Origin of the sequence: Phenylobacterium sp. (assembly GCF_036563385.1) — a bacterium.
GTDB lineage: Bacteria > Pseudomonadota > Alphaproteobacteria > Caulobacterales > Caulobacteraceae > Phenylobacterium.
Map to the genome: position 1 here is coordinate 212279 of NZ_DATCML010000008.1, position 17781 is coordinate 230059.

Here is a 17781-nt window from a genome sequence, read left to right on the forward strand (position 1 = left end):
CCGCGGTGCGGCGGCGGCCCTTCGTCCTTCGTCAGTAGCTGCCATGTCTCTGGGCGACGGTCACGAGGCGCGGCGTTCCCACTGGCGAAGCACAGTGCTAATGAGCGCCCGCTGCGCACGCCGCGCGCCGTCCTCCACCTCTTCGCTTGAGCCCGTCTCCAGACCTCCCTTGCCCGACTGCGTCCCCCCACGCCCGCGCCGGCCCTTCTATAGGCGGGATTTCGTCGCCGCCGCCCGAAACCTCAGCCGACACTATGCGCGTCTGGCCCCGTACATCACCGCCCATTTGTGGCGGCGAGTGCGTCGTGAGGGCGTCTTGCTCGTGGCCGGCCGCATGCTGCGCGCGCAGTCGGGAGGGGCGGAGCTGCAGCAGTGTCAGCGCGTCCTCCTCGCGCTAAAGCGCCTCGAGACGTCGAGGCCAGCCGCGGCGGCCGGGGAGAAATTGCGCCTTGCCCTCGTGACCCCCTTTCCTCCGGATCGAACCGGCATCGCGCGATATGGCGCAGAGCTGGCTAAGGCGCTTTCGGAGCACTACGAAATCACCTTGATCACCAGCGCGCCAGCTCGCGCCCGGGCGCAGGGGTGGACCGCGGAAGGCGAGGCCTGGTTCACGCGCCGCGCGGCTGAGTTCGACCGCGTCCTGTACCAGTTCGGCAATGCGCCGTTCCATCTGGGGATGGTCGACCTGCTCGAGCGACACCCGGGGGTCGTCTTGCTGCACGACTTTGGCCTCGGGGACCTTTGCCTCGCCCTTGACTCTGCGGAAGGGCGCAGCGGCCGCTGGGCGCGAACCCTCTACGAGAGTCACGGCTATAGCGCCGTGAAGTCGCTGGCGAATGCGACCTCCCCGTCGGGCCTGCTCGCTCGCCACCCCAGCTCCGGCTTCGTGTTCGAGCAGAGTCAGCGCGTGCTCGTCCACAGCGCCCATGCTCGTGATTTGGCCGCCCTGCATTACGGACCAGACGCGGCGATGCGCACGGCGGTCACGCCGTTCCTTCAGTCGGCGCGGGAGACCTCACGGGTCGAAGCCCGCCGCCGGCTCGGCGTCGGTCGAGACGAGCTCCTCGTCTGCAGCTTCGGCTTTGGCGGGGAGACCAAGCTTACTCATCGAGTCGTCGAAGCTTGGCTGAGCTCGGGTCTGCAGGGTCGCGGTCGCCTGGTCTTTGTAGGTGAGCTAGCGGCGGACGCGTATGGAGCCGCGGTCCGTGCGCGTCTCCATGCGGCGGCGGGCGGTACCGTCCGGATCACCGGCTACGTCGACGACGCGATCTACGACGATTATCTGGCCGCTGCGGATTTTGCTGTGCAGCTGCGCCTGCACAGCCGTGGAGAGAGTTCCGCAGCTCTGTTCGACTGCATGGCCGCAGGCCTCCCGGTGGTGGTGAATGCGCACGGCAGCCTGGCAGAGACGCCCTCCAGCGCGGCGCTGCTGCTGTCCGAGGTGTTCGAGGACGCCGAGTTGGTGTCGGCCCTGCGGCGCTTGGCTGACAATCCCCAGCTGCGGGCGAGGATGTCCGCGGCCGGCCGACGGGTGATCGCCAATGGGCATGATCCAGCGCTCGTGGCGGTGAGAGTCCGCGCCGAGCTTGAGCGCGCCGCGCGTGAAGCCGAGCCGCTGCACGACCCGCGGGCGCTGGCCGCAGCGCGGGTCCGCGCAGGCGGGCGCCGCGCGAGGCTGCCTGCGCTGCTGCGGGAAGCGCAGCTTTTGGCGGCGGCATCCGGACCGCGGCCCGGGCTCCGGCAGATGTTCGTGGACGTGACCGCGATCGCCGAGCTCGACCTGCAGACCGGAATCCAGAGGGTGGTCCGGGCGCAACTTCAGGCCTTGTTGGATGACCCGCCGCCGGGCTGCCGCGTCGAGCCCGTTCGGCTCGCCCCTCAAGCCGACGGCGGTGTTCACCTGGTCTACGCCCGCCGCTACGCCTCGCGTCTACTCGAACTCCCGGAGCATTGGCTCCAGGACCAGCCGGTGGAAGTCCGCCAGGGTGACATCTACTATGTCCCCGACCTCGCGCCTGCCGCTGTGGCGGCGGCGGAGGCGGCGGGACTTCTGCAGGCACTCCGAGACAAGGGAGTGGGCATTCACGTCCTGGTGCACGACATTCTTCCGTTGACGGTCCCGCAACACTTTCCGCCGGGCGCTGACGAGGTTCATGAGCGGTGGCTGCGGACCGCGGCCCGCGCGGCTGATCAGCTGATCGCCATCTCCGGCGCTGTCCGCTCTGACCTGCTGGACTGGCTGGAGCGGCATGAGCCCGGCGAACTGCAACGACTGCGGATCAGCCGGCTTCCGCATGGGGCCGACTTCGAGAAGGCGCCTCATGGCCGGGTTGCGGGCGACGCCCTGCCTGTGGACGTCCTGGAACCTGCTATGCCGACCTTCCTGATGGTGGGGACGGTGGAGCCCCGGAAGGGCTACGACCAGGCGCTGTCCGCCTTCGAGCGCCTCTGGGCGCAGGGGTTGCCAGTCCGCCTGGTGATTGTGGGCGCAGAAGGGTGGCGCGGTTTGCCCGAGAGGCTGCGCCGTGAACTCCCGCACACCGTCCAGCGCCTGCAGCGCCATCCGGAGCTCGGCCATCGGCTGCACTGGCTCCAGGACGCGGATGACGTGGCCCTGCAGCAGCTGCTTCAGCGCAGCAGCTGCCTGCTGGCCGCCTCCTGGGGGGAGGGTTTTGGACTCCCGCTCATCGAGGCGGCGAGGCACCGGTTGCCGATCCTCGCCCGAGACATCCCAGTGTTCCGAGAAGTGGCTGGGCGGCACGCAGCCTTCTTTTCGGCCTCCGATCCGGCCGAGCTGGCCTGCGCTTTAGCGGACTGGCTGGCGCTGCGACAGCGCGGTGAGCATCAACGGTCCGAAGCGATGCCCTATATCGATTGGGCTGAAAACGCCCGCCGCCTCGCGTTGATGGTGCAGCCAGCATCGAGCCCGAACTAGCTCGGTGTCTGCGGCGGCTGCCGGAGCCAGCGGCGGAACGGCTCTACCGGATAGCTGCGGGGGAGGATCGTACGGATGTGGGCGCGACCGGTCCGCCCCAACGAGGCCGCCCAGGCGTGGTCATCAGCGAGCCGCCGCATAGCGTCGGCCGCAGCAGTCAGGTCCGGCTCGGCCCAAAGGTCCTGCGGCGCCACATAGACACCCGTCGGGTCGACAACCGGAACCAAGCTAAAAGGGATCGGGATGACACCTTGCTGACAGAAGTCCCTGTTCCCCGACCAGTCCGTCGCAATGACCGGGCGTCCGAGGGCCATGGCCTCAGCGATCGCCATGCCGAACCCTTCAGATCGGTGTAGCGAGACGAACGCGTCCGCGCTGGCGAGCAGGCGGAGCGCGCCTTCGTCGGAGAGAACCCGATCGATCAGCTGTATATTGCGCCAGCCCGCCGCGGCGGCTTCAAGTTCACGCACGGGGGCTCGCCCGTCTTCCTGGGCGTTGACCTTCAGCGCCAGCCGAACGCTCCCGTCATCGGGGTCGAACGCTGTCTGGAAGGCCTCAATCGCCGCCCGAGGGTTCTTGCGGGTCGCCGATGAGCGCACGTCGAACATGCTCAGGAAGACGAAGGTCCCGTCCGGAAAACCGAGCGCGGTTCGCTCAGGCGTCACCCGGTCAACTCCGGGAAGCGGATGCGGCACGATGTGGACGGGAACCTCCGGCGCAGCGCTGCGCACCGCGCCGGCCACGAAGGCGCTTGGCGTCCAGATTTCATGGAATAGCTTGGCGATCTCGGCCCATGCTTGCGGTAGGCGTGGCAGCTCCCAGGCCCAGTAGCCGACGCGATAGCAGCCGCGCGGGTCTTCGCTCCGGAGCAGGAAGTGTGCGGCCTCGGGGGCGTTGCAGTGGGCGAACCATACGCCGCCGGGCTCCCTCCGGCCCCACCCGTCCGGATTCTGGCGCAGGTCGTGCAGCCTGGGCGCGAGCCCGGCCCGGCGGAACGCCTCGGCGGAGAGCCGGGCGCCACGGCCGACCCCGCTGTGATCCGTCAGGAAGCCGGAGAGGATGAAGTCGCCGGCCGGAATATCTCGGGGGGCACGAGGAGAGACGTCGGCCGCCGCCGCCGAAAGGCCGGTCAGCTCGACCGCCGAGCGGGTCTGCGGCGCGACGGCGTAGAGCGCCAGGTGGGCGCGCCGGCGGACCGCCGTCGGCAAGGGCGCAACCTTCCAGAGTCTACGGAGCAGTCTGACGGTTGCAGAACGCAGGCGAACGCCCCGCGTCGACCCGTTCGGCGGCGGCCTGTTCTTCAGGATCAAGGCGTCACACCACCCATGCTCGTTCCAGCAGCCTGCGGCCGTCGAGGCCGTGGAGTCCCCGCATTGACAACATCGCTGGCGCCGCGCAACTAGCCCGAGCCCGGAGCGTGCGACAAGTCGGGGGCGCGTCGGTGCGGGGCGTGCGGTCCCGGAGGAGCCGGTCGCGGGATGAAGTTTCTGACCTTCCTTGCGAATCAACCCGACACCGCCCTTACCCGGGCGCTGCGGGAGGGCCGGAGGCCGGCTCTGGTCGCCTTCGCCTTCAGCCTGGTCTCCAACCTCCTCTACCTCGCCCTGCCGCTCTACACCTACCAGATCTACGGGCGGGTGCTCCTCAGCCAGAGCCAGGGGACGCTGCTCGCCCTCACCGCCGCCACCCTGTTCGTGTTTGCGGTCTCCAGCGTGATCGACGACATGCGAGCAAGGATCTTGATCGCCTATGGTATGTCGCTCGACCAGCGCGTCTCGGGGCCCCTGTTCACCGCCTTGTTCGACGCCGCGGTGCGCGGCGAGGCCGGGGTCCGGGCCCAGGCGCTCCGCGACCTCGACACCTTCCGCCAGACGCTCACCGGGGTGGCGGCCGCGGCCATCTTCGACCTGCCGTGGATCCCCGTCTTCCTGCTGATCCTGTTCGTCGTGGACCCGCTGGTCGGTATCGTCACCCTGGCCGGCGCTTTAGTCCTGCTGGCCCTCGCGGTGGCCCAGATGCGCGGAACTCAAGGCGCGCTCAAGGACGCCAACGAAGCGGCGCTTCGGAGCTACGGGTTCACCGATGCTGCGCTGCGAAACGGGGAGGTGGTGCGGGCCATGGGCATGCTGCCGGCCCTCGGCTCGGCGTGGGCACGTCACCGAAGCGTCAGCCTGGAGCGAGGCGCCGCCGCCTCGGAGGTCTCCAACGCCTATGCCGACACCATCAAGGCGGTGCGCATGGGCATGCAGGTTCTGATCGTTGCGCTCGGCGCTTACCTCATCATCACCGGCCGAGTGCATGCGGGCATGCTATTCGCGAACATGATCCTGGCCAGTCGCGCGCTGCAGCCGATTGAGCGCATCGTCGGGTCCTGGGAGGCGTTGGGCAACATGGTGCGGGCCCACGATCGGGTGCAGGCGCTGCTCGCGCACACGCAGAGGACCGCGCTCGGCACGAGCCTGCCACGGCCCCTGGGGAAGCTTTCGGTGGAGGGGGTGAGCTTCGCACCGCCAGCGGCGTCGCGCCTGGTGCTCGTGAATCTGAACTTCGCGTTGGAACCCGGCGAATTCCTCGGGGTGATTGGTCCTTCCGGCGCCGGCAAATCGACGCTGGCGCGACTGCTCGTGGGCATCTGGCGCCCGCAGCAGGGGGTGGTGCGCCTCGACGGGGCCGACGTGTTCGGCTGGGAGCGCGCGGACTTCGGGCGGCACATCGGATACCTTCCGCAGGACACCGAACTCTTCGCCGGCACCATCCGCGACAATATCGCGCGGTTTCGGCCGAACGCCACGGATGACGCCGTGGTGGCGGCGGCGCGCGCGGCGGGCGTGCACGAGATGATCCTCCGGCTTCCGCGCGGCTACGACACCGACGTCGGCGAGGGCGGGGTGGTGCTTTCGGCGGGCCAGCGGCAGCGTGTCGGCCTCGCCCGCGCCTTGTTCGGCGAACCCGCGTTCTTGGTGCTCGACGAGCCGAACGCCAGCCTGGACGCGGAGGGAGAGGAGGCGCTGCTTGCCGGGATCGATGGCATGAAGGCCGCCGGATCCACAATTGTGGTGATCTCACATCGCGCAGGCGCCTTCCGGTCAGCCGACAAGATCCTGATGTTGCGCGACGGGCGACTGGAGCTCTTCGGACCGAGGGATCAGGTCCTCGCGCGCCTCGCAAAGCCACAGGCCGTTCCGGCGGTGGAGGCCGGAAGATGAGCCCGAGGACGGGCGCCAAGGTGCGTCACGAACTCGAAGCGGTTTACGACCCTTTGGACGGGATGGCGGGCGACAGCCGGATGCGTGCGCGTCTGACCCAGCCGATGCGCCTGGGCGCCGCGGTGATCGCCGCCTTGGTGCTCGGGCTCGGCGTCTGGGCCGGGATTACGCGGCTCGAGACCGGAGTGACCGGCGCCGGCGAGGTGCGCTCGCAGGTCCAGCGGCAGACCCTCCGCGCGCCACGTGAGGGAGGGCAGGTCAAGCAGATCCTCGTGCGCGAGGGCGTGCCTGTGCGAGCTGGCCAGCCGTTGCTCACCTTCTCGGACGTAGAAGCTCGGGCGGCGGTGGATGTATATCAGAACCAGTACGACACCCTGCTGGCCCAGACGGCTCGGATAAGCCTAGAGGCCGGCGTCGGCGGCCGTTACCGTGCTCCGCCGGAACTGGCGGCACGCGCCGGGGACGCGCGGGTGGCCGGGCTCCTGCGCGACCAGGAGTTTCTCTACCTGCAACGCCTCCAGGTTTTTGAGAGCCAAGTTTCCGTGCTCCGGCAGCGGATCGCGCAGCTCGAGACGCAGGTCGCCGGGCTGCAGGCGCAGGTGGCCTCCGTCGATGAGCAGCGGAGGCTGACTCAGGAGGAGCTTGGTGGCTACCGTGAGCTGAACGCGCGCGGCTACGCGCCCACCAATCTGGTCCGCCGTTACGAGCGCACTCTCGCCGAACTTGCCGGTCGGCGGGCCCAGCTGACGACCGATGTCGCCAGGACCCGCCAGCAGATCGGAGAAACCCGACTCCAGATGGAGGCCTTGAGGGAAGAGCGCCAGAGTCAGGCGGCCGAGGCGCTCGAGCAGAGCCAGGCCCGGCTGGCCGATGTGGCGCCGCGGCTCGCCACCGCCCGCCAGGCGTTCGCGCAGACGGTCGTGCGGGCGCCGGTGAACGGCTACATCTTCAACCTCGCCCAATTCACCCCCGGCGGGGTGGTGGGCGCGGGGGAGCTGCTGATGGAGATCGTGCCCGGGACCTCGGCGCTCACCGTCACGGCCATGATCCGGCCCGAGGAAGTGGATCAAGTCCGCCTGGGGCAGGCCGCGCGCGTGCGGCTCACCGGGCTGAATCCTCGACTTTCGGATGAGCTGGCGGCGCGCGTGACCTTGGTGTCCCGGGACCGGATCACCAATGAGCAGACGGGGCAGTCCTTCTTCCGTGTCGATGTGGCCATGGATCCGAAGGAACTCTCGAAGCTGCCCGCAGGCGCGGCGCTGACGCCCGGGATGCCGGCCCAGGTGGTCATCGTTCAGGGCCAACGTTCGGTGCTCGACTTCCTGATCTCGCCCATCACAGACACGCTGCGAGACGCGTTCCGCGAGGAGTGAACCCGCGTGGCGGGGCGCCATGGTCAGGTTCGCGCGAATCGGCGGCTATACGGCGTCGAAGGCGGGGGGAGCAGATGCGCCAGGAGACGCGCGCCGGGCGTGAGAAGCGGAAGCAGGACTTCATCCTGCGCGTGCGCGACCTGCTCGCCGCGAAGGGGTGGTCGCAGTCGGACCTGGCCCGGGCCGCCGGCGTCGGCCCGGATCGCATCTCCAAATACCTAAGCGGCATCTCGCTGCCACGTATCGAGCACGCGCGTCGCATAGCCGAAGCGCTGCAGGTGCCCGTGCGCGAGCTCGCGCTCCGCTACGACGCGCCGGAAGCCAATCAGGTCTCACTGCAACTTGATGGCGAGACCGCGCTGCTCGACGTGCGCGCCCTGCGTCTGCGGGTGGAGGACGCCATGCGGATTGCGGCGGACCTGAACGAGGCGCGCGCATCCCTGGAGCGGAACCTGCCGCCGGAGGGGGAGGAGCCTTGAGAGCCTCTACGCACCGCGCGCTTAACCAGCCTCAGAAACTCCGGAGGCGTCGCTCAGGCGGGCGATCATCCGTCCTTCCCGGAAGATTTCGGCGCGGGTGTAGCCGCGCGCCTCCAGGAGCGCGCGCGCCGTGTCCTGCGCGACGCAAAGCCCTCCGTCGCGGACCAGGTCTTCCCTGACGGCGACGCCCAGTTGATCAAAGAAGCGGAAACGCAGCATGGGACCTCCCAAGCTGGTGTGATGCCCTTTCTGGACTTTGCGAAGGGGACCGAATGCCGCGCGTCAGACCGGCGCGAGGGTGGCGGTCTGCTCCACGTGCAGCACCCGCCACCGCAGGTCCCGCGCTTGCGACGCGGCTTCGGGCAGCTTCGATTCCGCCTGCTCGCGGGTGATGAATCGCATGGCGGCGCCGAGGTTGGGGATGACCGCCACGGCGCTGGCGTAGAACCGCAGGTCTCCGGCCTTGGAGCCGCCGAGCACGAAGTAGGATTCTGAAACCGTCTGAGTCATCCAACCAACCGCGCTGGGCGTGCGGCCGCTCCGATTCGACCTATCGCCATCATAGCACGTCTCGAGCGCGGCAGGATGCCGCGCTCGCCCCCTCCCGCGTCAGGGCGGCTCCGGCTCCGCTTGTTCCCCGCTCCTTGATGGCCGACATTCGGGCGAAAGGACCACGATGCCCGCCGCCCACACGCTCCGCACCGTCTATGCGCACGTGTTGCGCGTCGATCCCGCGCTCGCTTCGGCCGGGGACCGGACTCTGCTGTCCAGCCTCGTTGCGCAGGTGGACGCCGGCGGGCTATCGCTGTCGGGCGCGGTCGCCCGCGTCATCGAACTCGCCCTGCGGACGACCAGCGTCGCGAACCTGAGCTACCAGTTCTTCACCGGGCTGACCCCGCGGCTGGAGGGGCTCGACTATCTCGTCTCGCCGCTCGGCGAGAACCCGAACAACCTGGACTCGGCGTACTACCAGAGCTTCAACCTCGAAAACCGCTACATCAACTTCGCCGTGAATCTCGGCAAGCACGGGGAAGGTCGGGCGCGTTTCGAGGCCGCGTACGGTCCGCTCAGCCTCGCCGATACCGTGCGCAAGGCCTATCTGGAGATTTTCGGCCAGACGCCCTCAGGCGAGAAGGCTTCGCTGCTGCTGTCCGACGCCGTGCCGGATGGCCGGGGCGGGACCTACAGCCGGGCGGCGTACTTCGCGGAGTTGGCGCAGGATACGCCGGAGGGCCTCGGAACCAAGGCCGCCCTGGTGGGCTGGCTGCTGGCTCAAGCGGCGAAGGAGACGCTCGGCCCCTACGTCTCCGCCAATGCGGCCTTCCTCCAGGATCTGGCGTTGGATGGCCACGCGAGCTTCAACGTCGACCTCCTGGCGGCTTACGGACCGCGCCCGCAGCACGCGGTCGGGCCCGTGATCGGCCTCGACGACGACGTCTCCGCAAGGCCGGATCATGGCGATCCTGCCCTGCGCACCACCGGCGACAGTGACACGGTGCTCGCGACCCTGGGCCTTGGACCGACCCAGTCCATCATTACCGGTGATGGGCATGACCTCGTCGACGTCAGCGGCGTGGGGGCAGGGTACGTCGAAGGGGGCGGCGGAGACGACACGTTGATCGCTGGCAGCCTCGTTCGGGTGGAGGTGCTCGGGGCGCCGAACAGCGGCCGTCTGCTCGCCGGAGCCGGCAACGACACCCTGCGGATCTCAACCGGGGTGGGCGCGGGCGCAAGGGTCGACGGGGGCGCCGGCGACGACACGCTGACGACCCAGGGGCTGGCGCAGGGCGCCGAGCTGGCGGCGGTGGAGCACCTGTGGATCACAGGGACGCCCGCCTTCGGTCCGCCGCCCAGCGACCCGAGGTTCATCAAGGCGGTCTTCACCGTCGACCTTGCGCACGTCAGCGGGGTGCAGGACGTCTGGAACATCACCCAAGGCTATTCCACCCTGCAGGTGACGGGCGCCTCCTCGCGCGTGTTGCTCGGCCTGAAGGACACCGCCGGCTCGCTGCGGGGCGAGTTCGCCGGCGGGACGCGCGAGGCGCATCTGTTCCTGGACAACGTCCTCGATCCGAGGCTTGCGGGGGGCGCGCTCTCGAATGGAGCGCTGTTCTACGGCGTCACGGGCGAGCTGAGGGTCCATGTGACAAGCTCCAGTTCCATCGGAGAGATCTTCCACCGAGACGGCTCGGCCCTGTCGATCGACGGGCTGGGCGCCCTGCGGGCGGGCTCGGTCCAGATCGGCCCCGGCCTGGCCGGCTTCCCGCCCCTGGATGTGGCTCCCCCCGTCACCCATCGGCTGGACGCCTCCCGCGCCCTGTCGGTCGATATCGGCCACTACGCGCCGGGAGCCGCAGACAACGAGGTGCTTCTCTCGGACGGCGCCGACCGGCTCGGCGTCTATCTCTACGCCAAGGTGCGGACGAGCTTCACCCTCGGGGCGGGGGAGGACACCCTGCGGATCGCGGTCGCCGCGCCGCCGTCGCAGAACGGAACCGCGCCGGCCTTGGCGAACCTTAGCATCTCGGACGGACAGGTGCGGACCTTCGCGACGGTGCTCGATTTCTCGCCCGGCGACGATCGCCTCGAGCTTGGAGCGCTGGTCAATCAGGCGTCGCCGCGCGGAGCCGGGGCCGGTGACAATCTCGAAGCGGTCCTTGTCACGCTGTCGGGCGGTCTCGCCGCTGGGACGGTGGCGGTATTCGCGTGGGCCGGCGACACGTGGATCTATCGTCAGGACGCCACCGTCGGGGTAAACACCGGCGACGGTCTGATTCGCCTCGTCGGCGTCACGGGCCTGAGCGTCGGCCTGGCTGGCGGGGACTTCGACATTACCTACGGAGGCTGAGCCCTCGCCTGCTCCTGCTCGGCTTGCGGCCGGCGGCGCGCCTGCGGCATAAGCGACGCTCCTTCGAGTTGGGTGACATGTCTCCAAAGATCTTTCCGGTGATCCTCTCCGGCGGCGCCGGCTCTCGGCTCTGGCCGTTGTCGAGGGAGAGCTTCCCCAAACAGTTCCTGCCGCTGGCCGGTGAGCGAACCATGCTCCAGGAAACGGCGCTGCGCGTCGCCGACCCGCGGCGGTTCGAGCCGGTGACGGTGGTCGCGAACGCCGAGCATCGATTCGTGATCGCCGAGCAGCTGCGCGAGGCTGGCGCCCGGCGTCCCACCATCGTGCTGGAGCCCTGCGCCCGCAACACGGCGGCCGCGGTGGGCGCTGCGGCCCTGCTGGCTGCAGAGCAGGACGACGAGGCGATGATCCTCGTGATGCCTGCCGACCACACCATTCCCGAGGCCGAACCGTTCCTGGCGGCTGTCGACACTGGCCTGGGCGCGGCCGCGGCGGGCGCTCTGGTGCTGTTTGGTATCATCCCGGACAGTCCCGCCACCGGCTTTGGCTACATCCGGGCGGGCGCGCCGCTGGGTGGGATGGCCCGGAAAGTGGACGCCTTCGTGGAGAAACCCGATCAAGCCACGGCCGAGGCGTACCTGGCGAGCGGCGACTACTTCTGGAACAGCGGCATCTTCCTGCTCCCGGCCCGCGCCTTCCTCGCCGAGCTAGAAGCGCACGCCCCCGCGGTGCTGGCCGCCGCGCGAGCGGCGGTCGGGCGCGCCACCCGGGACATGGACTTTCTCCGCCTGGACCCGGACGCCTTCGCCGCCAGTCCTTCCATCTCCATCGACTACGCTGTGATGGAGCGGACGACCCGCGCCGCCGTGGTGCCGACGGAGTTCGTCTGGAGCGATGTGGGCGCGTGGTCCGCGCTCTGGGCGCTAGGCCCCCGCGACGGGAACGAGAATGTCCAGATCGGCGACACGCTGGCCGAGAATACGACAGGGTCGTACCTACGTAGCGAGGGGCCGCTGATCGCGACCGTCGGCGTCCGGGACCTGATCGTGATCGCCACCCAGGATGCCGTGCTCGTCGCCGATCGCCACGCCGACCAGGACGTCAAGCGCGTGGTGGAGCGGCTGAAAGCCTCCAATCATGTCGCCGCGGCCCAGACCCGCCGGGTGTACCGCCCGTGGGGCTGGTACGAGGGAATCCACACCGGCGAGCGCTTCCAGGTGAAGCGGATCACCGTCAAGCCCGGCGAAAAGCTTAGCCTCCAGAAGCACTTCCATCGCGCGGAACACTGGGTGGTAGTGAACGGCACGGCCGAGGTGCACGTGAACGGGGAGCAGAGGCTGCTGTCGGAGAACGAGTCCGTGTATATCCCTCTCGGGGCCACCCATCGCCTCTCGAACCCCGGGAAGGTGCCGCTCAACCTGATCGAGGTGCAGTCGGGCCCTTACCTGGGAGAGGACGATATCGTGCGGTTTGAGGACGTCTACGCACGGACCTGAGGCCCACGGCTCAGGCGCCGTTGTACGCCCAGGCCTGTGTCCCGTACACGCCCACCAGGTCGACCGCGAAGCTAGCGCCGTCGGCGACGTCGAACAGGAAGGCGTTGCTTGACTTGGCGTAGATGCCGATGTCGGCCTTTGCCGCCTCGCCAAGAAGCCAGCCGACCATGGCGGCCTTGGTGCCAAGCCCGCTGAGTCCGTCCTGGCCGTAGTACGCGAAGTATTCCGCCCGGGTCATCTGCAGACCGTTGAGGAAGAAGGTCGCGCTGAGGAGGCTTGTCACCTTGCCGTCGCTCGGCGTCCCCCCGAAGATCTCGGCATAGGCCTTCCGCGTGGCTTCGAACAGCGTGAGGTTGCCGTACTCCGAGTTGAACTGGAAGTTGCCTTCACCAAGCTTGCCCAGGTTCACCGCGAAGTTGATGTAGCGGTTCTCAAGACTGAAGTTCTGGTAATATGCGCTGTTCAGGTTGTTGGGGTTCGGGCCAGTCGGCGAAACGAGATAGTCGTAGCCCAGTTGGCTCGGAACCTTGCCCGTGAAGAATTCGTAGCTGAGGGTCGCGACGGTGGTGGTCGCGTCCGCACGCTGGATGATCTGGTCGATGGCCGAGCGGAGGGGAAGGCTTCCTGCGTCGACCTGAGCGGCGAGCCCATTGATGAAGACGTTCTCCGAGGGACTGGGGGCGCTCACTCGCAGCACGTTGCGGTACGCCGTAAGCAAGGTGCCGGTCGAGGAGACGGCGGTGTTGCGTCCGTCGCCGCCGATGTCCTCACCGACGCCCAGGGAGTAGGAGCCGCTCGGGCTAGAGACCAGTTCGTAGCTGACCGCCAGGTAGTAATAGCCGGTGGCTTCCGGTCGGAAGGCGACAATCGAGTCCCAAGGCTGGGGGTCGGGCTGCCCTGCCTGGTCCCCATCGACGAACAGGAGCCGGTATCCTGATGCATCGAAGATCGTAAGCCGCGTCTGGTAGCTTCCGGTTGACAGGATGTTGTAGGTGGCGTCAGCACGCAGGAACACCTTCACGTAGTCGACGGTTTCGCCTGGGGTCAGGGTCCCGTCGAAGACCGCGATATTCTCGTAGTAGAAAGAGGAGCTCGGCGTCGGCGCCAGTTGCGCCGCCGGCGAGCCCCACGCGAGACTGCCTGTGAGAAGTTCCGCGTCCGCGGGTGTCCAGCTGGGATCTCGGGGCATGGTCTCGCCTGGCCTTGATGTGCGGCCCAGCTAAGAGGATGTTCAGCATACCCGCAAGTCGAATGTGGCCACATCGTGGCGGCTGCGCCGCCGCGAGCCCCGCAGATCCGGAGCCGACCCTGACCCACCGCCTGAACACCAATGACCGAGCCGTACACCCCGCCCGCGTCTCGCTGCCGCACAGCCAGCGGCTCGTGTTCGACGTCGCCGGGGCGGAAGGCGCTGTGATCCTCCTGGAGGATGGCCGGCCGCATCAGCGCCACGCCCGTGTTGATGCGGCCGTGCAGGCGGCGCGCGAGCTGGCCGCCGCCGCCTGGATGGCTGGGCTTCGCGCCTCGGTGCGAAGGGTGCACGAGGACGGCGCGATCACCCCGCTTTACGCCTACGGCTGAGCGCGCAGGCTTAGCTACGCCTGCGGAGCCCCGCGTCCGAGCGCGGCCTCGAGCGCGTCGATCGTCTCGAGCGCCTTGCGGCTGACGTTTTCCGACGCCTGCTCGCTTGAGAGCGCCGGGTCGGCGGCGGCCAACTCCTCGGCGCGCCGGCAGGCGCGGATCATCGCGACGCCCGCCTGATCGATTTCGGGGGAGCCCCCCCAATCCGCGCGGATCCGCGTGAAGGCGGCGCTGGCCGCCTCGGCAAGTCCGGCGTGGCTCGGCGTGCGCAGCCGCTCCCGGAGGGCTTCCAGTTCGGCGCTGGTTTCGACGTTCTGACTCATGATCTGTCCTGGTTTCGCACGGTCCCGACGGCGGAGGCCCGCCAACCGGGGGTCATTGCAGCGTCGGCGTATCAACCGCTCCTGACGACGCCGCGCTCGCAGTGTCGCGAAGTGCGACGGCGATCTCCCGCGCGGCCGCCGGGTCAAGCGGGAAGTTGTACTGCAGCCCGTTGGCGAGTTCCAAGCGCAGAACAAGGTCCACGGTGTCACCGCTCCGCCGCACGAGGACAGCCCAGGCTTGGGTCGGCAACATCTCCGGTGGGGCCATGACGGCCGCGTTTGCGTCACCCTGGTAGGTCGCGCGCCGGCGGTCGTCGGCAAGCCTCAGGGCGGTAGACACAGCAGCCTCGAAGGTCGCCTGCAGCGGTCGTGGGACAAGGATCGTCACCGGCTGACCCTCTGCGACAACTGCCACCGCCGCCATCTCCCCGTCGTCTGTCGCACCGGCGGAGCTGATCTGCTCCAAGATCACGCCCTTGCTCATGCGGGGGTCCTACGGGTCACGCGGCGGCAGAGCAACCCTCCTCACGTCGGGAGGGAACCTTGGCCCGGCAGCCGCATTGTCAAGCTGATGGGACCGGCGCGCCGGATCTGATCACTCCAAGAGCTTAGCCCCCGGTCTTAGACCGGGGGCTTTTTGCAAGCTCAGGTGTCGGCGGCTCTCGGCTCCGCAGCCTGCGACGACGGTTCCGGACGGCGCGCCCAGCGCCGGCCGTAGATCGCCTTCATCCGACGATCGACCGTGCGCGGCCCGACTGGGGCCAGGCCGGCGGCCTCCAGCTCCGCATTGATCGCGGCGGTGACGAGGCGCAGCGGCGGGTGCTTGCGCCCGCCGGTGCTGCACGTTTGGCGGATCAGCTGGTCAAGCAGCTGTCGCGTTCTGCTCATGCGCTCGCCCCTCGCCCAACCTCGATCAGTCACAGAATGTAGTCGGGCGATCCATAGGCCGCGATGAGGTCAACGCCGAGGGGCGCGCCGTCGGCAAGATCGAGCAGGAACGCCTCGTTGGCGCGGGCATAGACGCCGACATCCGCCTTCGCGGCCTCAGCCAGCAACCAGCCGACCATGGCCGCCTTGGTCCCCAGGCCGGCGGCGCCGTCCTGGCCGTAATAGGCGAAGTACTCCGCCCGCGTCATGTGCTGGCCGGCCAGGTCGAAGCTGGGCGTGAGGATGGCCTCAAGCTTGGCCTCACCGGGAGCCGACCCAAAGATCGTCGTGTAGGCCGTGCGCGTGGCATCGGCGAGACTGAGGGCCGCATACTTCGCTTCGAACGCAGCCCGGCCTTCGCCAAGCTTGCCAAGATTAACGGCGAAGTTGATGTACCGGTTCTCCAGGCTGAAGCTTTGGTAATAGGCCGAATTGATATTGTTCGGGTTGGGGCCCGACGGCGACACCAGGTAGTCCAGCCCCCCCTTGGTCGGCGTGTGGCCGGTGAAGAACTGGTAGCTCAGGGTGGCGACGGAGGTGGTCGCGTCGGCGGCCCTCAACAACGCGCTCAGCGCGCTGCCATAGGGTTCCGCGCCTGACCCCAGCGTCTGCCCAGGCGCGGGCGAATTGCGCAGGATGTTCTCCTCCGCCCGAGCGACCTGTTCGGCCGCGCTGAGGCCGACGAGCTTGACGACGCGATCCGCAAAGGCGAGCTGCTCGATGTTCACTAGGGTGTCCCGGCCCTCGGGCGTGTAGGTCCGCAGATCCTGCACGATCCACTCACCCGATCCGGTCGACCACCAGGAATAAGACCCGGCCATGCCGTCGTAATCAGCGGTGTCAACGCCCGCTCCCCCATCCAGTCGATCGTCCCCGGCGAACCCTTGCAGGCGGTCATCCGCTGCGCCACCGCGCAGCCTGTCGGCCGCCACCGTGCCGAAGACGGGGCCGTGCACGTCGTCATTCAGGACGACGCCGCGCAGTTCGCGCATGCCGAGCGGCGTTCCGTCAAAGCTGGACAGGGCGAACCGGAAACCCTCGTCCGCTTCCGCGGCGACATCGCCCTGGAGGCTGAACTCGACGAACTGAACGGTCTCCCCCGGCGCAAACACCACCTGACCAGCGGGCAGCGCGCCACCCAGAAAATCCGCCCCATTCACGGGCGCGTCGGTGTCGCCCGTGATGGCGTAGTTCACGCTGCTCGTCGCCTCGGCCGGCTGGCTGCGGGTGACCTGAATTCGCACAAGCGTGGCCCCCGTGGCTCCTTCCTCCACTTCGATCCGGGTGGTCTGCAAGGCGACGGTCGGCTTGGGATCATCATTGCGAATCAGCCCACTCGCGACATCGCCCGTGATCTGCCCCCCCACCGCGCCCGTGAGGCGGACGACAAAGGTCTCGTCGTTTTCATATAGATTGTCGCCGCGGACCCCAAAGCTCACCTGGCGCACCGTCTCCCCGGGCGCGAAGGTCACGGCGCCGGCTGGCAAGGCTCCGCCCTCGAAGTCGCTGGCGGACGTGGGTGCGAAGCCATGGCCCTCCACCCGCCATTGCACGCTCGCGCCCGCTGAGGCGTCGCCGCTCCTTCGGATCTCGAAGCTGAGAGGCACCACGCCCGCTCCGCCCTCGCTCGCGCTCAGCTCCAGAGGCGCGAGGCTGATGGTCGCGGCAGGGGGAGGCGGTGCGGGGGGCGGCGGGGGCAGCGATGGGGAGGCGCCTGCCCCACCGTAAAGCGTGCGCGCCGCCAGGACGTCGTCGCTGGTCAGTCCTCCGTCGGTGTTCTGGGCCGTCATGGCGTAATACATGAGGCTGTTGGGATCGGAGGCGTGGCCGATGCCGATGGTATGCCCCACCTCATGCAGGGCGATGTGGTAAAAGGAAGAGACGGTATAGGCGTCCACGTCAAAGTAGAGCTGCGCCCGGGCGATGGACCCGCCGCTCGACCAGTACTGCGCCTGAGCGAGGGTGGAAGACTGACCGGGGGCGCCCGACCCGTCAATGTACCGATTGCCCACCCGGATGCCGACCTCAGCGGAGTCGTCAACCAGCACGAAATCTATACCGGCGATCGCCTCCCAGGCGTCGAAGGCCGCCTGCACAGAAGCGCGATAGGCGGCGGCGATCGGCGAATCGAAGGCGGCGTAGCCGCCGAACTGCGAGGTGAGGGCGGCGTAGGCGCCGGTCCCGAAGCTCCAGGTGACCGAGGCGGGCGCGCCGTTCGTCGGCGAACCCCACTTGGCGCCCATATAGGCCGGCATGGCTAAGCTCTTGATTGGCGTGGGAAAGAGGGCCTGTCTCTAACCCGCCGGGCGCCCTGCGGGACGGCGGCCAAACGCCTCAGCCCATCCTTGCGGCCAGAGCGATCGTGAGCCAGATGAGCAGGAGCGTGGCCACGGCGATGGACGAGGCGGCGACGAAGCGGGCCAGCGTCTCCTCCAGCCGACTTGGCCTGAGCCGTGACCGCTCCGCGCCGAGAACGACGTCCTCGGGACGCACCACCACGCGCTGCGGCAGGCGCTCAGGCGACTCGCGCGAGTCGCCGGTATCCTCCGGGGCCGGCCGCTGCATGCCGCCCCTATATTATAAAGCATAAGGGGCGTCGTCCCCGAACCCCCG

At 68.7% G+C, this 17781-nt stretch carries 16 protein-coding genes; 7 read left to right on the plus strand and 9 right to left on the minus strand.

Going from position 1 to position 17781, the window contains the following annotated elements:
• Window positions 1-322 precede the first annotated feature (322 nt).
• The gene (locus tag VIL67_RS07735) at window positions 323-2935 is read left to right on the plus strand and encodes a glycosyltransferase (RefSeq protein WP_332048362.1); all 2613 of its coding nucleotides are present in this window, start codon (window positions 323-325) and stop codon (window positions 2933-2935) included.
• Here VIL67_RS07735 and VIL67_RS07740 read toward each other — a convergent pair.
• On the minus strand, window positions 2932-4245 hold the full coding sequence (locus VIL67_RS07740; RefSeq protein WP_332048297.1) for a glycosyltransferase family 4 protein: 1314 nt from the start codon (window positions 4243-4245) through the stop codon (window positions 2932-2934). The genes VIL67_RS07735 and VIL67_RS07740 overlap by 4 nt on opposite strands.
• Before the next feature lie 168 nt (window positions 4246-4413).
• Between VIL67_RS07740 and VIL67_RS07745 the strand changes: the two genes are divergently transcribed.
• The 3 genes from VIL67_RS07745 to VIL67_RS07755 all read left to right on the plus strand — a co-directional run bounded on the left by VIL67_RS07745 (window position 4414) and on the right by VIL67_RS07755 (window position 7993).
• Entirely contained in the window at window positions 4414-6141 is a 1728-nt protein-coding gene (locus VIL67_RS07745) for a type I secretion system permease/ATPase (protein WP_332048298.1), read from the plus strand.
• Entirely contained in the window at window positions 6138-7514 is a 1377-nt protein-coding gene (locus VIL67_RS07750; RefSeq protein WP_332048299.1) for an HlyD family type I secretion periplasmic adaptor subunit, read from the plus strand. The genes VIL67_RS07745 and VIL67_RS07750 overlap by 4 nt, the downstream gene beginning before the upstream one ends.
• 74 nt (window positions 7515-7588) lie before the next feature.
• Window positions 7589-7993 carry a helix-turn-helix domain-containing protein gene (locus VIL67_RS07755; RefSeq protein WP_332048300.1) on the plus strand — a complete coding sequence of 135 codons (405 nt, stop codon included), beginning with the start codon at window positions 7589-7591 and terminating at the stop codon, window positions 7991-7993.
• A 21-nt stretch (window positions 7994-8014) separates the two neighbouring features.
• Here VIL67_RS07755 and VIL67_RS07760 read toward each other — a convergent pair whose 3' ends face one another.
• Window positions 8015-8212, minus strand: a complete 198-nt coding sequence (locus VIL67_RS07760) for a hypothetical protein (RefSeq protein WP_332048301.1) — start codon at window positions 8210-8212, stop codon at window positions 8015-8017.
• A gap of 63 nt (window positions 8213-8275) precedes the next feature.
• Window positions 8276-8503, minus strand: coding sequence for a hypothetical protein (locus VIL67_RS07765; protein WP_332048302.1), 228 nt, complete (start codon window positions 8501-8503; stop codon window positions 8276-8278).
• Between the two features lie 166 nt (window positions 8504-8669).
• Between VIL67_RS07765 and VIL67_RS07770 the strand changes: the two genes are divergently transcribed.
• Together VIL67_RS07770 and VIL67_RS07775 are read left to right on the plus strand one after the other, a co-directional pair.
• Window positions 8670-10841 carry a hypothetical protein gene (locus VIL67_RS07770; protein ID WP_332048303.1) on the plus strand — a complete coding sequence of 724 codons (2172 nt, stop codon included), beginning with the start codon at window positions 8670-8672 and terminating at the stop codon, window positions 10839-10841.
• 77 nt (window positions 10842-10918) lie between these two features.
• Window positions 10919-12337 (plus strand): mannose-1-phosphate guanylyltransferase/mannose-6-phosphate isomerase, encoded by a 1419-nt coding sequence (locus VIL67_RS07775; RefSeq protein ID WP_332048304.1) that lies wholly within the window; start codon window positions 10919-10921, stop codon window positions 12335-12337.
• A 10-nt stretch (window positions 12338-12347) separates the two neighbouring features.
• On the opposite strand, the gene VIL67_RS07780 is transcribed toward VIL67_RS07775, so the two are convergent.
• The gene (locus VIL67_RS07780) at window positions 12348-13526 is read right to left on the minus strand and encodes a hypothetical protein (protein ID WP_332048305.1); all 1179 of its coding nucleotides are present in this window, start codon (window positions 13524-13526) and stop codon (window positions 12348-12350) included.
• Window positions 13527-13588: 62 nt separating this feature from the next.
• Here VIL67_RS07780 and VIL67_RS07785 point away from each other — a divergent pair, with 62 nt between their 5' ends.
• Window positions 13589-13918 carry a hypothetical protein gene (locus VIL67_RS07785; protein ID WP_332048306.1) on the plus strand — a complete coding sequence of 110 codons (330 nt, stop codon included), beginning with the start codon at window positions 13589-13591 and terminating at the stop codon, window positions 13916-13918.
• Between the two features lie 14 nt (window positions 13919-13932).
• Here VIL67_RS07785 and VIL67_RS07790 read toward each other — a convergent pair whose 3' ends face one another.
• The 5 genes from VIL67_RS07790 to VIL67_RS07810 all read right to left on the minus strand — a co-directional run bounded on the left by VIL67_RS07790 (window position 13933) and on the right by VIL67_RS07810 (window position 17733).
• Complete coding sequence (locus VIL67_RS07790) at window positions 13933-14241, minus strand: hypothetical protein (protein ID WP_332048307.1); 309 nt, start codon at window positions 14239-14241, stop codon at window positions 13933-13935.
• 52 nt (window positions 14242-14293) lie between these two features.
• Window positions 14294-14725: a hypothetical protein gene (locus VIL67_RS07795; RefSeq protein WP_332048308.1), complete on the minus strand. Its 432-nt coding sequence runs from the start codon at window positions 14723-14725 to the stop codon at window positions 14294-14296.
• A gap of 161 nt (window positions 14726-14886) precedes the next feature.
• Window positions 14887-15129 (minus strand): hypothetical protein, encoded by a 243-nt coding sequence (locus tag VIL67_RS07800; protein WP_332048309.1) that lies wholly within the window; start codon window positions 15127-15129, stop codon window positions 14887-14889.
• A 29-nt stretch (window positions 15130-15158) separates the two neighbouring features.
• Complete coding sequence (locus tag VIL67_RS07805) at window positions 15159-17423, minus strand: Calx-beta domain-containing protein (protein WP_332048310.1); 2265 nt, start codon at window positions 17421-17423, stop codon at window positions 15159-15161.
• 79 nt (window positions 17424-17502) lie between these two features.
• Entirely contained in the window at window positions 17503-17733 is a 231-nt protein-coding gene (locus VIL67_RS07810; RefSeq protein WP_332048311.1) for a hypothetical protein, read from the minus strand.
• Window positions 17734-17781 lie beyond the last annotated feature (48 nt).

What these genes read in the sequence shown, in the direction of transcription:
- VIL67_RS07745 (WP_332048298.1), top strand. Translation starts at nt 4,414, where the DNA reads ATGAAGTTTCTGACCTTCCTTGCGAATCAACCCGACACCGCCCTTACC.
- VIL67_RS07750 (WP_332048299.1), top strand. Translation starts at nt 6,138, where the DNA reads ATGAGCCCGAGGACGGGCGCCAAGGTGCGTCACGAACTCGAAGCGGTT.
- VIL67_RS07755 (WP_332048300.1), top strand. Translation starts at nt 7,589, where the DNA reads ATGCGCCAGGAGACGCGCGCCGGGCGTGAGAAGCGGAAGCAGGACTTC.
- VIL67_RS07760 (WP_332048301.1), bottom strand. Translation starts at nt 8,212, where the DNA reads ATGCTGCGTTTCCGCTTCTTTGATCAACTGGGCGTCGCCGTCAGGGAA.
- VIL67_RS07765 (WP_332048302.1), bottom strand. Translation starts at nt 8,503, where the DNA reads ATGACTCAGACGGTTTCAGAATCCTACTTCGTGCTCGGCGGCTCCAAG.
- VIL67_RS07770 (WP_332048303.1), top strand. Translation starts at nt 8,670, where the DNA reads ATGCCCGCCGCCCACACGCTCCGCACCGTCTATGCGCACGTGTTGCGC.
- VIL67_RS07775 (WP_332048304.1), top strand. Translation starts at nt 10,919, where the DNA reads ATGTCTCCAAAGATCTTTCCGGTGATCCTCTCCGGCGGCGCCGGCTCT.
- VIL67_RS07780 (WP_332048305.1), bottom strand. Translation starts at nt 13,526, where the DNA reads ATGCCCCGAGATCCCAGCTGGACACCCGCGGACGCGGAACTTCTCACA.
- VIL67_RS07785 (WP_332048306.1), top strand. Translation starts at nt 13,589, where the DNA reads ATGTGGCCACATCGTGGCGGCTGCGCCGCCGCGAGCCCCGCAGATCCG.
- VIL67_RS07790 (WP_332048307.1), bottom strand. Translation starts at nt 14,241, where the DNA reads ATGAGTCAGAACGTCGAAACCAGCGCCGAACTGGAAGCCCTCCGGGAG.
- VIL67_RS07795 (WP_332048308.1), bottom strand. Translation starts at nt 14,725, where the DNA reads ATGAGCAAGGGCGTGATCTTGGAGCAGATCAGCTCCGCCGGTGCGACA.
- VIL67_RS07800 (WP_332048309.1), bottom strand. Translation starts at nt 15,129, where the DNA reads ATGAGCAGAACGCGACAGCTGCTTGACCAGCTGATCCGCCAAACGTGC.
- VIL67_RS07805 (WP_332048310.1), bottom strand. Translation starts at nt 17,423, where the DNA reads ATGCCGGCCTATATGGGCGCCAAGTGGGGTTCGCCGACGAACGGCGCG.
- VIL67_RS07810 (WP_332048311.1), bottom strand. Translation starts at nt 17,733, where the DNA reads ATGCAGCGGCCGGCCCCGGAGGATACCGGCGACTCGCGCGAGTCGCCT.